The following is a 15,047-nucleotide window of genomic DNA, read 5'->3' as shown; positions in this document are numbered from 1 at the left end:
GCATATTTAGAAGGCGGTTCCACCATGCAACGTCCCTTGCGGATTGATCTGGTTGGCGAAGGCGAGCGCCGCAGTCTCCGTCTCAGTTGGGGCGAGGACACGACTGTGCTCGACGGCGCCGCCGTTGGCGAGTTGATCGAGAAGCTCGCGCTATACCGCGCCGCCATGCGACCGCCGGTTCGCAGTACCTTGCTGCCGGGCCACAGGTACCATATGACGGTTGATCCAAGCTGGTATGCCGAACCGAGCCAGTTGCTAGACGCGACCGTGCTGTTCTTTCGTCACGAGGGCTTAGGCTGGACCGGGTTCGCGCTCGAAAATGAACAATGCAGGCGTTGGCTTGGCGAACTGCGTGCGGCCGCGCGTTCGGTAGAGGGCAAGGACCGCAAGGGAGCGAGGCCATGCTAGATTTGCTACTCCAGTCCGCTAGCGCGTCTCACGTAGAGCTTGCGCTCGTCAACGAGTACGGGGCGAATGCGCTCATGCTCAGGATCGGCAAAAGCCGGGGGCTGCTCGATCCGGCAGACGTCGACAGTCTCATCGAAGCACTTGGCCACGCCCGCATCGCGCTGACGCCGACCGTCCCCACAGAGGTACCGTTGGACCAGCAGTTTCCCCTTGAAACGCAGCCGCTCTGGCAGACAATCGTCGATCCGGCGTTCGCCGGCGTCGTCGTCTTTCTTAGGCACAGCGGTTTCGGGTGGACCGGCTTTGCAATTTCGCTTGCAAGCGTTGACCGCCTACTCGAAATCGGGTACCGGCGTGCGATACCTCCCGTCAGCAAAACCTTGAACTGATCGCATCCGGTTTGTCCGTCACTCACCATCCGGAGGGAATTGCCATGTTGAGTCCCCACGAGCTTGCTACGCTGATGGTCGTAAAGAATACGACGGAACGGATAGAGCCGAACCTTGACGAGCTCTGTGCGCTCCGCGATCTTCAACTGATCGTGATGGAGTCGCCCGATTCTGGCTTTCCGGTACCGCGTGTCACTTCGCGTGGTGACGCGGTGCTGCGAGCAGTTGGCCGATTGCGCTAACCGGGCCTCGGTAGTTGATAGTCTACTTTCGGAGCCCTTGACGGAATTGTCGCGCCCGTAACTAAAGATCTGTTTGAGTTGGTGGAGCACCGCTCTTCTTTCGAAAGGGCGTCCAGACCACCTCGAGCTTCAGTTACGAAGCCGGGCGATGGTATGTGCAGCCGCGCCGTCATCGCGAAACGGCAGCGCTTGTCGACTGGCGAGTGATGACGGTACCAAGGGGTACGTACGTATCGCCAGGCATTGATGTCTGACGTGTACGGCAAAGATCTGGCCGCGCAAAGCGGTCAGAGCGGCTGGCAGCAGTATCGACGCAGCGGCCTTGGCCCGTTTCGCCCGGGGCCTTTCGGTTGTGCGCGCGCAACGCGTAGACCACAGCAACGGAAGCGATAACGTGGGATTTTCACGGTAAGCGCTTCATCAAGTCTTTTGGCTGAAGTCAATGGGTTCTGACGCTTACGGATAAGCCCTGGCATGCCGAATTTTCACGTTTCCCAGTGCCAACTCCAAGTATATAGGACTCTAAATTATGCAACAGCCTGAACTTTTTCGGCGATTGCAATGACCGGGATTGCATGCTCATGAAATACGGCTATATAAAATTTTAGATATATTCTTTTTGTAAGCAACTGCAGAATTCGGCAGGAGAGCATTGAAAATTTACGGCCACGTGGAATTTTGCATTAGGTCAACGCTGACAAATCAATATGGTTAAAAATTCGTCATTAAGATGATAAATATGTAGGCAAAGAATGGCATGTGCAAGTTAGTTATATGCGACCAAGATTAGCGAGAAATAGACTTGTCGCATGAAATAATGACTTGCTCCAGAAAGAATACTTCCGCCCCCAGAGCGGCCTTCCTCTTACGCAATTTGAGGATAATTCGCAACGCTCATGCATTCACTGCTCCATTCTTTGATTCGATCTTGATACATTGACGGCGAAAACAACAAGGCAGGCAGGAGAGTATCAATTAAGTTCCCTCGCATTGGCTGTGATTGTCCACGAAGCTGGCAAAGGCGGCTGAGTCCATGCATTTGTCGCCGGGGTGCTGCCCGCGACAGACGCTTTGGCTCATTCTGCAAACCATCGGGCAAGGTTAGCAATGCCGCGCCCGGATCCTTAGTGAAGGTATGGAGGCGAACAATGAAGAAGGCTTTGCTTGCCGCAGCACTTATGTCTGCGGGAATCGTCGCGCACGCACAAAGCAGCGTGACGATGTATGGCCGGCTGGATACTGGTGTTCAGTACCGCACTGGAATTCCTGGTGGCAATGCAGTGCAGATGGAAAGCGGTGACTGGGGCGAATCGGAATTTGGCTTCAGGGGTGTTGAAGACCTTGGCGGCGGCACGAAGGCCATCTTCAAGCTGGAAATGGGTCTGGACGTTATGAACGGCGCGTATCAAAACGGCTCGCTGTTCGGTCGCGAGGCCCGTGTCGGTTTGACGAACGATACGTGGGGTACGTTCAAGATCGGTTACGCGGGCGCGGCGGAAATCAGCCAGGACAGCTGGGACGTCGATCCGCAGCTCATGCAGTTTTACTCGATCGCCACGCTGGTGCGGGGCCGTAACTGGGCGCAGGCAGGCAACAGTGTGGAATATACGTCGCCGCAACTCGCCGGCCTCACGCTCAAGGGGCAATACGATCTCGCCAACAGCGCGAACTGGAACGGTAATGGCGGCACGGGTAGTGCACCGGGACAGCTCGGTACGACCTCGGGCTTCGGCAGCAGCCAGGGGCGTTCGGACGGCGCCAAGATTCAGTACAACGCCTCGGCGTTCGAACTACAGGCGATCTACGACGAGATCCGTGACCCGTACGGCCGCTTCAGCAATGTTTATCTGTACTCGCGCTCGATCCTCGCCGGCGGTACCTATTCGCTTGGCCCGGTGAAGTTCTACGCAGGCTACCAGCACCTCTCGGCGCCTGATGCCGACGAAGCCGGTTACGACTTCGCCGCCACGCCGGACGGCGCCAGCCTGCCGACCGCGGTCGATCACGAATGGGGTGGCGTGGGATGGCAGATCACGCCGGTCACGCTGCTTACAGCCGCGGTCTATCACGCCAACGCCAACAACGGCAACGGCAATGCCACGCTGTACACGCTCGCTGGCACCTACAACCTGTCGAAGCGCACGTTCCTGTATTCCGAGCTGGGCTACATCCACAACAGCTCGACGTCAAACATTGGCCTCGGCGACGGCTATGCAGATCCGTACGGTACCGGCGGCGCCAGCAACGCCGATGGCGGCGGCGCGGTGGGCAGCGGCATCAACGAAGGCCCGGGTTATGGTCACAGTCAGTTCGCCGGCAATATTGGCATCATGACCCAGTTCTGAGGGCGGGCCGGCCACAAGCATCGACTCATCGAGCGGGAAGCCGGGCTGGCAAGACCAGACTTCCCGCGCTTGAGGTTCGTCCCGTTAAGCAACGAAGAATTTTCAGAGCAAGGAGAATCGATATGAAGCTGATACAGGTTGCCAGGCTTTCCGTAGCCGCGTTCGCCCTGGTGTTGGCGGCGGGCGCCCACGCACAAGCCAGCGGTACATCTACGGATACGACGACGGCGGCAGCGCCGGCTTTGCCGAAGGCCAGCAAGGCCGCGAATCGGGCGCTCGCGAAGAAGGTCCATCGCGCCCTGTCGCGCACCAACGGCCTTGATCCGACACACATCTACGTCAAGGCCGTCAACGGTGCCGTGACGCTCACTGGCAGTTGCGAAAGCCAGAACCAGATGGATCTGGCGGTCCAGGCGGCGAAAGGGGTTGACGGCGTAACACTGGTAAAAAATGAATTGAGTATCAAGACACCGCAGTAACGGCTTTCTCGTGGTTGCGTCAGGCAGACGCCGAAGTCGCCTGGCGCCGCAAGACCCACACATCAGTTTCAAGAGATGTAGCGAAGCGCGATACCGGCTGCCAGCGGCTCACGACGCGACAGCAGCGCCCCCCGACTGCGCGATCCATCGCCCGCAGGTCCGTGAACTGCATCGCATGGACGAAAACCACCTGCGAATTCCGGTTCACGAGCATTGTGTTGTACTTTCCGTGTAATGCGTCCGCCGAGAGCACGATGCAACTCGGCTCCTGTTGAAGTCTTCCTCGAAGCTTTGCTTTGCAGGACAACGGTACGAAGAGACGAGTTTCTATATGAAAACTCGCGAGCGTGACTCGTACCGCTCAATTTGTCCGACCAGGATCTAATGGCCCCCACCGTGTCCTCCACCACCGTGGCCCCCACCACCGTGGCCGCCTCCGCCTCGGCCATCGTGCCCACCCCGCCCCCATGCGGTGTCGTGACCGCCGCCCCAAGCACCTGCGTGGCCGTGCCAACCACCGTAGTCACCGTACCCCCCACCTCCGCCCCAAATGCCGAGACCAACCCCTCCGTAGGCGGGAACATATCCGTAATCGCCGGGAGCATAGGACGGGTAGTAACCGTACCCATAGTCGTAGCCAGGCGCGACGGCACACCCGGCGAGCATTGCAGCCATCCCAGCCGCGAGAACGAATTTCCGCATTGCGTGCTTCTCCTTTCTATTTTAGAAACCGCGGCGGCGTTCCAGGTTCTCGGAGAATGATGAAGATTAATTAACGTGGATCGGCTAGCGGGTCGACCAAGAGTATCGACCGGCCCGCGCCGCGGGGAATTGCGATCGGAGCGGTAGTCTCGACACGGGTGTCTGTAGCGCGGCAAGGATGTGACTCAACCAGAGCGAATACGATCTCTCCAGCGTAAATCCATTTCTCTTTTGCGGCGATGGCCCGACGCCGACGGGATTTCTGACGGCAATAACATAGGCAACGCGCAGACCGGTCTGATCGAACACGGGCTGCCAGAAAGGCAGGAGGCGCGGATCCTTGAGCGCGAATGTCTTCGCGCGACACATCTCTCTCCGGGCCGAGACGGCCAATAACCAGCGGGAGGATGCTTGAACTCGTGGGGGAATCCACGCGAGTCGACCACAGTCCGTCAAGCGGATATGGCGACGCACGGGTACAGTAACAGAATCGATCGGGGATCAGGTCAGGCGCCATCGAATGCCTCGCGGGGCGGTACGACAGGCGTGCGCGGACGCACAATGCGCAAGGCCACCCCTTCGTCGGGATAATCCACCCAGAGCAGGCGCGTGGGGAAAAGCAGCGGTGAGAGGACGTAGCACCCGCTTTCCTGCATGCCGGAAGCGATCGCACACCATGCGTTCCAGGATTGACCCAGTGCGTGAAGGAAATGGCGATGCAGCCAGTCCCACGGGTCGACTGTGGGCGGCAAATGGGCAGGCATGAAGGCTAGCCATTCGAGCAGTCCAAAAGGCGGATAATCCCCCTGGCAAGGCGCGACTCATTAAAGGTATGTTCCGCGCTGTTCGATGCGGAATTCAAGATACCGTGCGAGCAGCTCGAGGATATTCTCGCGTCCAACGGGGTTTGCGCTGTGGACTGTGAAGTGGAAATCGTTCGGGATATAGCTCCCACCGGCATCCAGATCAAGATCGATAAGCCGCTTCACCACTGCGATGGCGGTGTCGTCGCCACCGAGGTCGTGGTCGAAGGAAATTTCGACCGGGCAACCCTGAGTTTCAAGCAGCTTGATTGCCGTTGCTGAATCACGTGCCACGACCCAATCGGGTGAAGTAGGGTCCCGGAGATCGTCGATGAAGAGGCGGTACTGCATGAGGGCACCTATGCTGCCGGGGTTCAGGGTGCTTCACAGAATACCGCAACGACTTCGCTCTCGTTACGCTCGGCCGTCCTGGTGCCTGTGGACCGCGGGCGGCTAAAAAATATCAAAATGCGGGACGCCTCGTGATACCGAGGGATGGAGGACGCCCAGATTGACAGGCGTCTCGTCGCAACATGCCGGGCGCGGCCGGGCGGGTATCAGCACAGATTGCATTGATTCTTCCGCACAGGGGAGTCAGAAAGAGCGGCACTGATGCGATCTATTGCCATAATTCTTCTTATCGCGACAGGTGCATTTTCGTGCCAAACTGGTGGTCATGAAAACGCGTCACACGCCGGAGCCGCTGGCAGCCAGCGCGCCGGATGTCTTTCCCGATGAGGACGAACTGGCCGCGCTGCGAGCCTGGTACGCCGGGGTGCCCGTGCGCAACGCTGTCTCGCGCTATCTGCCGGCCAGGACGGGGCAAGGGCGCTCGGCTCGCGGCGTGATCGGCGACATCCGGCGCCGGCTTGCGACAGCCGCACGGCGTGTTCATCGCCACGATCTCGCTGACCTGCTGTTGAAGCAATCGGCTGCCGGGCGCGAACGGGACGCGAAGGCGGTTGGGCAGGCCGTCGAAGTCCTGCGCCACGCGAAGCCGCCAGAACCGCAGATCACGGACGGCGTGGACCAGTGGTTCTCGCCCAGGGCGGCGCGCGCGCTGCTGGCGTGCGGCCTCGGAACGCTCACGGATCTTACCGTGCGGGTTCCGCGCCGGCGTCGGTGGTGGACCGCTATCCCGGGACTGGGCCAGACCGGAGCGCGTCGCATTGAGGCCTTCTTCGCCGCGCATCCGCAACTGACCGAACGGGCACGTGCCCTTGTGACTGCAGCTCGGCCCGGCGTGGTTGTCCCCTGGGAGCGGTTGCGGATACCTCAGGAAGTCGATGGCTCGATGGGGAGCTTCCGCGCGCCCAGGCGGGCCTGTGCGCTCGATGCGAACAACGATTACGACGCTGTGCAGGCCTGGCTCGCGTTGCATGAGTCGCCGGCCACCCAGCGCGCCTACCGCAAGGAAGCCGAGCGCCTGATCCTGTGGGCCATCGTCGAGCGTGGAAGGGCACTGTCCTCACTCACAATCGAGGATGCCATCGCCTACCGGAGCTTCCTGCGGCATCCGCAGCCGCGCGAGCGCTGGGTCGGGGCGCCGCGGCCGCGCAATGCTCCCGGCTGGCGCCCGTTCGCCGGAAACCTGTCGGCGCGCTCGACCGCCTACGCGCTTTCCGTGCTCGGCGCACTGTTTCGCTGGCTCATCGAGCAGCGCTACGTGCTCTCCAATCCGTTTGCCGGTATCAAGGTCCGCGGCAGAACGCGTGCCGCGTCACTCGACACGTCGCGGGGCTTCACCGAAGGCGAATGGAGCCTGGTTCGCACGATTGCCAGTGCACTGGAATGGTCCTACGGCTGGGGAGAACCTGCCGCGCAGCGACTGCGCTTTCTGCTCGACTTCTCCTATGCGACCGGTCTGCGCGCAAGTGAACTCGTCAGCGCGACGCTTGGCGATATCCGCACGGACGAACGCGGTGCCCATTGGCTCAATGTCGTCGGCAAGGGCGACAAGGCCGGCAAGGTCGCCTTGCCACCGCTCGCACGCGCCGCGCTCGAGCAGTATCTCGTCCAGAGGCGCCTGCCGGTGACACCGCAGCGGTGGAACCCGAAGACTCCGCTGCTCGCGAACCTTGAAGAGGAAAGCGCAACGGGCATCACGCGTTCCCGTCTGTGGTCCGTGACGCGCCGCTTTTTCCGTCTGGCCGCCGATGCCATCGGTGCCGATCATCCCGTGCTTGCGGAAAAGCTGCGACGTGCCAGTCCCCACTGGACGCGCCACACTCACGCCACGCATGCGCTCGCCCGGGGCGCCGAGCTCACGACTGTGCGCGATAACCTGCGCCATGCCTCTATTGCGACAACCTCGATTTACCTGCAGAGCGACGAAGTCAAACGCTCCCGGCAGATGGACCAGGCTTTCGCCGCACCATAACCGGTTACCTGGGTGCGTTGGGCTGGGAGGCGTCGTTCGAAAGTGTGGGCAGCCGTCGTGCCGCTATCCCTTGCCGCCTGTTGCCGTATCGACTTCAGTAGTGGGTCGAGGTCCAATCAGATGTCGAAGCCGAGTGCTCTGGTCGCCGCCTGCCTTTTACCGGCGCTGCAGTTCGACAGCCGACCGATGAAGGGCAAGAAGTCTCCACGGTCAGGCCGTCCCTGATTCTGGCCCACTCATTCGGCTGTGTCATCGCCAGTTTGCGCGAGGGCCTGGCCATCCTGCACAAGCCCTCGATGGCCTACTGGGTTGCGCTTTCAGCGTGACGCTTCATGACCGCGTCGCGATACGTGCGAGCGACGAGTGCTCCGGTTCTGGCGATGGTTCGTCCGGCTGCCGCTTCCTCAAGGCAGCGTAGCGCGTCGAGCGCATGCTCGCCGCAGGCATTGCCGTCTCGTCGCGCGAAGTCGAGTTCCGCCTTCAGTCCTTTGTGCGCCAGTTGAGACGAAATCCAGGCGAAGGCAGATGCGCTGTCCGTTGGACGCTCGTGAGCCGGCAACGCCAGCATCATTTCGGCGTTGGCTTCATCGAATGCCTTCACGTGCAGGAATTCTCCGACGTCCCGGAGCAGTCTGTCCGGGACGCCGTTGGTGCTCTCGAGAGCGTGCCGCCAGTCGGGGATACAGCGAGATAGCGCGACGGTGATGTACGCGATGTTGAAGTCCTGCCAAAACCGCGGGCGCGGTTGATACACGTATTCCATGGCCAGCGACAGGCACATGGAGTTCAGATGGGATTGGTCGAACCGGCAGTCGGTCATGTACGCGCACATCGCGTCGACCATGTTGGCGTGAGTGTCCTGGGGCTTTTGGGGTTTCATACTGGGCCTCCTCAAATATGCGATGAGCCAGGTATAGAAGCGCCCTTGTACCGTGACGCCGCTCAAGACGAAATCGGACTTATTCTCGCGGGTCTTTTCGAAAAGAGTAAGGGATAAGTCGGTGTAGTCGAGTGGTGGCCCCATCAACCATCGACGTGGGCCGACGAGATGCCGGCGACGTCTTGTCGACGCCAGGTGGGCGGTTGGCCGTTCTCGGTTGGGGTTGCCTATCAAGCTGCGCTCCGGACGCGGTACTGCCTGGCAGGATCAAGCAGGGCACAGCCCGGTAGTAACGGAGTGCGCTCACGGTAGCCACCTGGGGCTGTAATTTTCATCTAATTTGACCCACGTGATTGACTGGGAAGCATCTCCGTTCGTCGCCAGCCTCGACTAGAGGTTTCGAGCAATGATATGAACGCCTCCCACCTACGCCGACACCTCGGCAGTCGGACTATAGTCGGATGGCCAAGGAGTCTTGGTACAGATCGGAGATCGATATGCTGCTCACTCCTGTTGGAATTGATATCGCGAAGTCGGTGTTTCAGGTTCACCATGTAGACACGGACACGGTCAGATCACAAATAAGGCGATCAAGCGCGCCAGCTTTCTGCACTACTTCGCAAATCGGGCCCCTTGCCTTATTGGAATGGAGGCTTGTGGTGGCGCGCAGCATTGGGCGCGTGAACTGACAAAGCTAGGGCATCAAGTGAGGCTGCTCTCGTCGAGATTCGTCAGGGCATTCAACATTGGCAACAAGAGCGATGCGGCGGAAGCACGAGCAATCTGGCTGGCTGTCCAACAGCCTGGCAAGTGCGTTTCAGTGAAAACCGAAGCTCAGCAGGCAGTGCTCGCCATGCACAGGATGCGAGAGCAACTGGTGAAGATGCGCACGATGCAGATAAACGCGCTGCGCGGTTTGATGACTGAATACGGCGAGGTAATGGGGAGAAGCCGCGCGGTCCTGGAACGAGAAATGCCAGGCACTTTGCACCGACTCTCGGAACGTCTGCCGGCGATGCTGATCGACACGCTGCGTGACAGGTGGAACGAAGTTGCAAGAATGGATGAGCAAATCGCGAGGATCGAGCAACGGCTTCGCGTCTGGCTGAAGCAGGACAGAAGTTGTTCGGCCATAGCCGAAATTCCTGGCGTTGGTCTGCTCACCGCAACGGCGGCAGTGGCCACAATGGCCGATCCCAAATCGTTCAGATCTGGGCGAGAATTTGCAGCGTTTTTAGGGCTCGTTCCGCGGCAGCACGGTTCGGGCGGAAAGGTAAGTCTGTTTGGAATCAGCAAGAGGGGCGACACCTATTTACGCACACTCCTGACTCACGGTGCGCGCTGCGTACTGGCAAATGCCAAGGACCCGGGCCTCTGGGTCGAGCAACTGAAAAAACGAAGGCCGGCAAACGTGGTAGTGATCGCCTTGGCGAACAAGCTCGCACGGATCATCTGGGCAGTCCTTGCACACGGACGCCCGTATGAAAAGGGTTACGCGAGCGTTCGGCCAGTCTGAGCACGTTTGCCGGTGGGCCGTGGAATCAGGAAGTTCGTATCAACATCATCGTGTCGTACGTGAACCATCAAGCGGTTGCGCAGGCGCTTCATCTGGAATGACAGAACAGGTAGGACCGGGGCTCGCTGAACCTGTGTTGTAGTGAGAGCTTCGAGCTCGTTTGAGCAATGAGGTGCGAGTCAGCGGATTTCATAGTGGCCAGCAGCGGTAGTCCGAGCTGCAAATAGGCCGGATATACAGCTGCAGCCCGTCTTGTTCTGGAATGCCGACCGAAGCCTCTCGCAAAGGGAGGCGTTCATATACATTACAACGAGAAGCATCCCCATAGCGCGCTGAAATACCGCTCGCCTCGCGAGTTCTGGCACTCGATGGATACTTTAGTGTGACGCTGTGTCCGGGATTACAGGGGCAACTCCACTCGCACGGCCTTGTCGGAGCGCTCCAGCAACTGCATGCCCAGTTGCTCCTCGAACTTGCGGATGTCGAAGCTCAGCGCGGGCTGCGAAATGAAGAGCCGACGCGCGGCCCGGCCGAAATGCAGTTCCTCCGCCACGGCCACGAAATAGCGCAGTTGCTTGAGTTCCATGACGGTGTCTCCCGATCGATAGGGTTTCGTGACGCTGCTGCGCTTGGGAGGCGCTGGGCGCAAGGGAGCAGCGATTGGTATGTAAGGGAGGGTGCGCCGTGTAGGTTCGCGCGACTGGTGACCGAGGTGATGGGCTTGTGAAGGCTCGCGGGATAGCGTTCGCTTTGCGTAAGGCGCAGCGGCAGGCTTCAGGTCTGACGAGATCGAGGGTGCGGATTTGCCGGAGGGAGGGGCAAAAAAAGCGGGTTCGGCGGCAGTCGATTAGTTAGGGAGACACGTTGTGGCAGAAGGCGATGCGGGCGACGAATCGCAGTTGTCTCGGGAAGTATTAGCCCGTTGTCTCGCTAACTAATAGACCGCGACACGATTCGGGCAAGCTTAGGTGCGGTAACGATCACAGTCCAATACAAACGATGTCCTGTACGATAAACAGAATCTATCGAAAAAACCTGTGGAGACCCCGTCATGGAACTCAAGCAACTGCGCTACTTCGTGGCCGTGGCGGAGGAACTGCACTTTGGCCGGGCCGCGCGGCGGCTCTTTATTTCGCAGCCCGCGCTGAGTTTCGACATCCGCAAGTTCGAGGAGCAGTTGGGCGTGCAACTGCTCGAGCGCACCAACAAGGCGGTGTCGCTGACGAACGCGGGCCACGTGCTGCTGGAAGAGGCGCGGCGGCTGCTCGAACAGGCCGATGAGGTCAGGCGCGTCGCGGCGCGCTCGGCGCATGGGCTCGCGGGGCGGCTGCGCATCGGCTTCGTCAACTCGATGCTCTACCGTGGGCTGCCCGAAGCGGTGCGGCGTTTCGAGGCCGATCATCCGGCGGTGGAGGTCGTGCTGCGGGAGATGAATACGACCGAGCAGGTGCAGGCGCTGCAACGCATGCAGATCGATCTCGGCTTTGCGCACTGGGGACGCTTTCCGGCCGAGGTGCAGTCCGAGGTGCTGTTTTCCGAGCCCTTTTTGTGCTGCCTGCCCGTGGATCACGCGTTCGCGCGCAAACGGCGCATCGAGCTTGGCGCGCTCGCGCGCGAGCCGTTCATCCTGTTTCCGCGTTCGGTTTCGCCGCATTATCACGATCAGATCATCGCGACCTGCGTGGAGGCGGGCTTCAGTCCGCAGATCCGGCACGAGGCGCGGCTGTGGCAGACCGTGGTGACGATGGTGGAGTTCGGCATGGGCGTCGCGCTCGTGCCGGCTGCGCTCGGGCGCGCGGGCAGCGAGCGCGCGGTGTTCCGGCCAATATCGAGCAATCCTTACGAGTCGCAGGTGCTCAGGCTCGTGCGGGCCGGCGGGGCTGGCCGGCTCGCGGAGGGGTTTGCGACATATCTGGGTGCGCAGGTGCCCGCCGTGCCGGCTGTGCGTTTGCCCATAAGGTGAAATGGGACGGCAGTAAAACCAGGGGCTTATCAAGGTAAGGCGCATTTCAGCATGAATTGAAATCAATCCCGCTCATAAGCCGAAATTTTCATCTGCGTCGAAGCTTACTGGTGAACGCGTCACGCTTTGCGTATCGCGTCGCGTGAATTGCTCCACTTCCTCGATGGCGCTGGAGGCGAGAGTTGCTGTCGTTGCTTGCCGGGACCTGGTCTTTGCCGGCAGCTAAGCGGCTATCCCAGGACGTTGCTGAACATCCGCGGCACTGTCGAGACCAAAGGAGCGCGTGCATGCGTTCACAAAGCTGCGTACGCGATGCGCAATGGTACCTTGACGCAGGTAGGCGACACCAAGGGCGGCCATCTCGTCGATCAGCTTATGGTCCGGAAAGGCAAGTCGTAGTTTTCCATTGGCCAGATACGGCGCAGCCAGAAATTCGGGCAGTAAGGCCATGCCGAAACCCGACAGTGCTAACCGAACCGCAGTGGATTCTCCGACATCCATTCGAACGCTCCCACGGGATAACGTCGTAATTTTTCCGGCGTTTTCGAGGCGCAACGCCCTTTCATTCTTTGTGTCGTTTTGGCAGGAAAGAATAATGTGACCATTCAGGTCAGGCTGCGCACGATCGAGTTTGAAACTGCTCAAATAAGCATGGTTCGCCACAAGCAAGATAGGCGAATTGAGAACACGGCGGCAAACCGCGTCTGCATCCAGAATGAGATCGGGAGGATATAGGGCTACGTCATAGTGGTCCTGCTCCAGACGCAGAGGGCTCGTACGCATATTCAGTACGACTTCGACCTCCGGCGCACCGCGCTGATATTCACGGACGATCTGCGGTAGTCCCACTTCGATTGCGATCGGATGAGCGGCGATGCGGAGTACGCCGCGCGATGCAGCCCGATCGCCCAGAAGGCGCTGTTCGCCCTCGTAGAGGCGATCGAGCACGTCGACACACGTATTGAAATACTCGTGGGCACCCGGCGCCAGCGAGACGAATCGGGATGAGCGACTGACAAGTCGGGTTTGTGTATGGGACTCGAGATTACCCACGGCGCGAGATAAAGACGCGAGAGAGATGCTCAATTGTCGGGCGGCCTTCGTGAAACTCCCGAGGCGGACGACGGTAACGAACGCCCTGATCGATTGTATGTGGTCCATCGTAGGTTGCTCCCACGAAATGCATATCTTTGGGTTTATCGCAGCCGGCATGCTGGCGCGGCTCTTAACTCGCTATTCGGTGAATACGGAACGCTGTTAACATGGTTAGCGCCGGGTAGCCAAAGACAACAGTTCGAACTGGATGAGTTCCCCCCGGCGATACCCACTCCTGCATCGCAGGGATATCGAGCGGAATTGCGTCGCGGCCAACAAAGCGTTGTAACGACGACACAACCTTGTTGATCGAGTAAGAGAATTGAGTGTCCCTGCGCTCTTCCGCGAGAAGAAACTTCGAAGATACAGAAAATTCCACACGAGAAATACCCTTGTCTGATGCGGTTTGGCATGATCCATCCATTTTTTTTGTACTGCTAATTTTTTGTGAAAGACGCTTCCGCCTGATGCAACCTAGCTTTTCTGTTGTCCTCCACTCGTTAGACCGGAATACGGACCTATACTCGCGCAGCCTTGTGGTTCCGGCATTCAATTCGGTAAGCCCCAATCAAGTCGTTAGTGGAGAATCAAACATGAAATTACGGTATCTGGCGGCGGTGTCGGCGCTGTCTTTCACCTGTGCGGCTCATGCCCAAAGCAGCGTCACGCTTTTTGGTATCGTTGATGAAGGCGTGGTCTACGTAAATAGTCAGCGAACGGGCGGTGCAAGCAGCGGTGGAGCCAGTAGCTGGCTCCTCAATAGCGGTAGCGTGTCGACCACGCGTTGGGGCCTGCGCGGTACCGAGGACCTTGGCGGCGGACTCGGTGCCGTTTTCTGGCTCGAGAACGGCTTTAACGCGTCCACCGGTAAGTTCAACAATGGTGGCGATCTGTTCGGACGCCAGGCTTATGTTGGGCTTACCGACAGGCAATATGGCGCGCTGACGCTTGGCCGCCAGTACGACTTCCTCGTGGATTACCTTGCGCCGCTTTCGGCCGTTGGCGCTGGATTTGGTGGTAACTTCGCCGACCATCCCTATGACAACGACAACCTCGCGAATGATCTGAGGCTTAATAACTCGATCAAATTCAGCAGCGTGGCGTTCAATGGTCTGCGCGTCGGTGCGATGTACGGCTTCTCGAACGACGCGGGTGCGTTCGCGAATAACCGCGCCTACAGCATCGGCACGAGCTACGCTTATGGCACGTTTAGCGTGGGTGCCGCGTTCCTTCAGATCGATCGGGCTGCCGGGGCGGAAAATGCCAACGCGGCAGGCGCGACGAGTACTGCCGACACCAACGTGCTGACGACTGGCGGACGTCAGCAGATTTACGGTGTCGGTGCGAAGTACATGTTCGGCAACTCGCAGGTGGGGGTTGTATGGACCCACTCGTCGACCAACGACGTGACTGGCATCTGGCAGGGCGGCAGCATTGCTTCGCTTACGGGCAGCAATATCAAATTCGATAACTTTGAAGTCAACGGTCGATATTTCCTCTCGCCGGAGTTCAGCATCGGCGCGTCCTATACGTATACGATGGGCCAATTCGATGCTGCCTCTGGAACGCTTAAGCCAAAGTGGAACCAGGTGATGGGGCAAGCCGACTACCAGTTGTCGAAGCGTACCGACCTCTACCTCGAAGGTGTCTATCAGCGTGTTAGCGGCGGAGGCAACAATCCCGCGTTTGATGCGGGCGTTTTCAGTCTGACGCCGGCGTCGGGTAACGAGCAGGTTGTAGTGGCGGCGGGTCTGCGTCATCGCTTCTGAGCCTCGCGGGCTGAGTCGATGCCGGTCCGCGCAAGGCAGGGTGAATTGCCTCTCGCCATGTGAGCCATCTCCGTGG

The 15,047-nt window shown here is 59.6% G+C and carries 11 protein-coding genes and 2 pseudogenes; 8 read left to right on the top strand and 5 right to left on the bottom strand.

The annotated features are described in order from the left end of the window. Positions 1 to 24 precede the first annotated feature (24 nt). From WJ542_RS21160 to WJ542_RS21145, 4 genes are all read left to right on the top strand, one after another. Positions 25 to 408, top strand: a complete 384-nt coding sequence (locus WJ542_RS21160; protein ID WP_411191415.1) for a hypothetical protein — start codon at positions 25 to 27, stop codon at positions 406 to 408. Continuing rightward, positions 402 to 797, top strand: a complete 396-nt coding sequence (locus WJ542_RS21155) for a hypothetical protein (protein WP_411191414.1) — start codon at positions 402 to 404, stop codon at positions 795 to 797. The genes WJ542_RS21160 and WJ542_RS21155 overlap by 7 nt, the downstream gene beginning before the upstream one ends. A gap of 1,390 nt (positions 798 to 2,187) precedes the next feature. After that, positions 2,188 to 3,384 (top strand): porin, encoded by a 1,197-nt coding sequence (locus tag WJ542_RS21150; protein WP_411191412.1) that lies wholly within the window; start codon positions 2,188 to 2,190, stop codon positions 3,382 to 3,384. Positions 3,385 to 3,506: 122 nt separating this feature from the next. Beyond that, positions 3,507 to 3,863 carry a BON domain-containing protein gene (locus WJ542_RS21145; RefSeq protein WP_411191411.1) on the top strand — a complete coding sequence of 119 codons (357 nt, stop codon included), beginning with the start codon at positions 3,507 to 3,509 and terminating at the stop codon, positions 3,861 to 3,863. Positions 3,864 to 5,071: 1,208 nt separating this feature from the next. Here the strand turns inward: WJ542_RS21145 and WJ542_RS21140 are convergent. Together WJ542_RS21140 and WJ542_RS21135 are read right to left on the bottom strand one after the other, a co-directional pair. Next, positions 5,072 to 5,329 (bottom strand): hypothetical protein, encoded by a 258-nt coding sequence (locus WJ542_RS21140; protein ID WP_411191410.1) that lies wholly within the window; start codon positions 5,327 to 5,329, stop codon positions 5,072 to 5,074. Between the two features lie 60 nt (positions 5,330 to 5,389). After that, positions 5,390 to 5,719 carry a cyclic-phosphate processing receiver domain-containing protein gene (locus tag WJ542_RS21135; RefSeq protein WP_411191409.1) on the bottom strand — a complete coding sequence of 110 codons (330 nt, stop codon included), beginning with the start codon at positions 5,717 to 5,719 and terminating at the stop codon, positions 5,390 to 5,392. A gap of 325 nt (positions 5,720 to 6,044) precedes the next feature. Between WJ542_RS21135 and WJ542_RS21130 the strand changes: the two genes are divergently transcribed. Then, a complete protein-coding gene (locus WJ542_RS21130) occupies positions 6,045 to 7,748 on the top strand; it encodes a phage integrase family protein (RefSeq protein WP_411191408.1) in 1,704 nt (567 codons plus the stop codon). 301 nt (positions 7,749 to 8,049) lie between these two features. Here the strand turns inward: WJ542_RS21130 and WJ542_RS21125 are convergent, their stop codons facing one another. Then, a complete protein-coding gene (locus tag WJ542_RS21125) occupies positions 8,050 to 8,628 on the bottom strand; it encodes a hypothetical protein (protein ID WP_411191406.1) in 579 nt (192 codons plus the stop codon). A gap of 497 nt (positions 8,629 to 9,125) precedes the next feature. Between WJ542_RS21125 and WJ542_RS21120 the strand changes: the two are divergent. After that, a pseudogene (locus WJ542_RS21120) lies at positions 9,126 to 10,144 on the top strand (IS110 family RNA-guided transposase). Positions 10,145 to 10,565: 421 nt separating this feature from the next. Here WJ542_RS21120 and WJ542_RS21115 read toward each other — a convergent pair. Then, positions 10,566 to 10,730 (bottom strand): annotated as a pseudogene (locus tag WJ542_RS21115) (LysR family transcriptional regulator); the annotation flags it as partial. Positions 10,731 to 11,195: 465 nt separating this feature from the next. Between WJ542_RS21115 and WJ542_RS21110 the strand changes: the two are divergent. After that, on the top strand, positions 11,196 to 12,107 hold the full coding sequence (locus WJ542_RS21110; protein ID WP_411191405.1) for a LysR family transcriptional regulator: 912 nt from the start codon (positions 11,196 to 11,198) through the stop codon (positions 12,105 to 12,107). A gap of 222 nt (positions 12,108 to 12,329) precedes the next feature. On the opposite strand, the gene WJ542_RS21105 is transcribed toward WJ542_RS21110, so the two are convergent. Next, a complete protein-coding gene (locus WJ542_RS21105; RefSeq protein ID WP_411191404.1) occupies positions 12,330 to 13,268 on the bottom strand; it encodes a LysR family transcriptional regulator in 939 nt (312 codons plus the stop codon). A gap of 527 nt (positions 13,269 to 13,795) precedes the next feature. Between WJ542_RS21105 and WJ542_RS21100 the strand changes: the two genes are divergently transcribed. Then, a complete protein-coding gene (locus WJ542_RS21100) occupies positions 13,796 to 14,971 on the top strand; it encodes a porin (protein WP_411191403.1) in 1,176 nt (391 codons plus the stop codon). The last annotated feature ends 76 nt before the right edge of the window (positions 14,972 to 15,047 follow it).

Origin of the sequence: Paraburkholderia yinzeri (assembly GCF_046581065.1) — a bacterium.
GTDB lineage: Bacteria > Pseudomonadota > Gammaproteobacteria > Burkholderiales > Burkholderiaceae > Paraburkholderia.
The sequence above is the reverse complement of the archived record's forward strand: the minus strand, read 5'-3'. Positions and strand labels throughout refer to the sequence as shown.

Bases quoted from the DNA above. Each gene is read 5' to 3' on its own strand.
- WJ542_RS21140 (WP_411191410.1), bottom strand. From the start codon at position 5,329: ATGCCTGCCCATTTGCCGCCCACAGTCGACCCGTGGGACTGGCTGCAT.
- WJ542_RS21110 (WP_411191405.1), top strand. From the start codon at position 11,196: ATGGAACTCAAGCAACTGCGCTACTTCGTGGCCGTGGCGGAGGAACTG.
- WJ542_RS21130 (WP_411191408.1), top strand. From the start codon at position 6,045: ATGAAAACGCGTCACACGCCGGAGCCGCTGGCAGCCAGCGCGCCGGAT.
- WJ542_RS21105 (WP_411191404.1), bottom strand. From the start codon at position 13,268: ATGGACCACATACAATCGATCAGGGCGTTCGTTACCGTCGTCCGCCTC.
- WJ542_RS21125 (WP_411191406.1), bottom strand. From the start codon at position 8,628: ATGAAACCCCAAAAGCCCCAGGACACTCACGCCAACATGGTCGACGCG.
- WJ542_RS21155 (WP_411191414.1), top strand. From the start codon at position 402: ATGCTAGATTTGCTACTCCAGTCCGCTAGCGCGTCTCACGTAGAGCTT.
- WJ542_RS21135 (WP_411191409.1), bottom strand. From the start codon at position 5,719: ATGCAGTACCGCCTCTTCATCGACGATCTCCGGGACCCTACTTCACCC.
- WJ542_RS21100 (WP_411191403.1), top strand. From the start codon at position 13,796: ATGAAATTACGGTATCTGGCGGCGGTGTCGGCGCTGTCTTTCACCTGT.
- WJ542_RS21160 (WP_411191415.1), top strand. From the start codon at position 25: ATGCAACGTCCCTTGCGGATTGATCTGGTTGGCGAAGGCGAGCGCCGC.
- WJ542_RS21150 (WP_411191412.1), top strand. From the start codon at position 2,188: ATGAAGAAGGCTTTGCTTGCCGCAGCACTTATGTCTGCGGGAATCGTC.
- WJ542_RS21145 (WP_411191411.1), top strand. From the start codon at position 3,507: ATGAAGCTGATACAGGTTGCCAGGCTTTCCGTAGCCGCGTTCGCCCTG.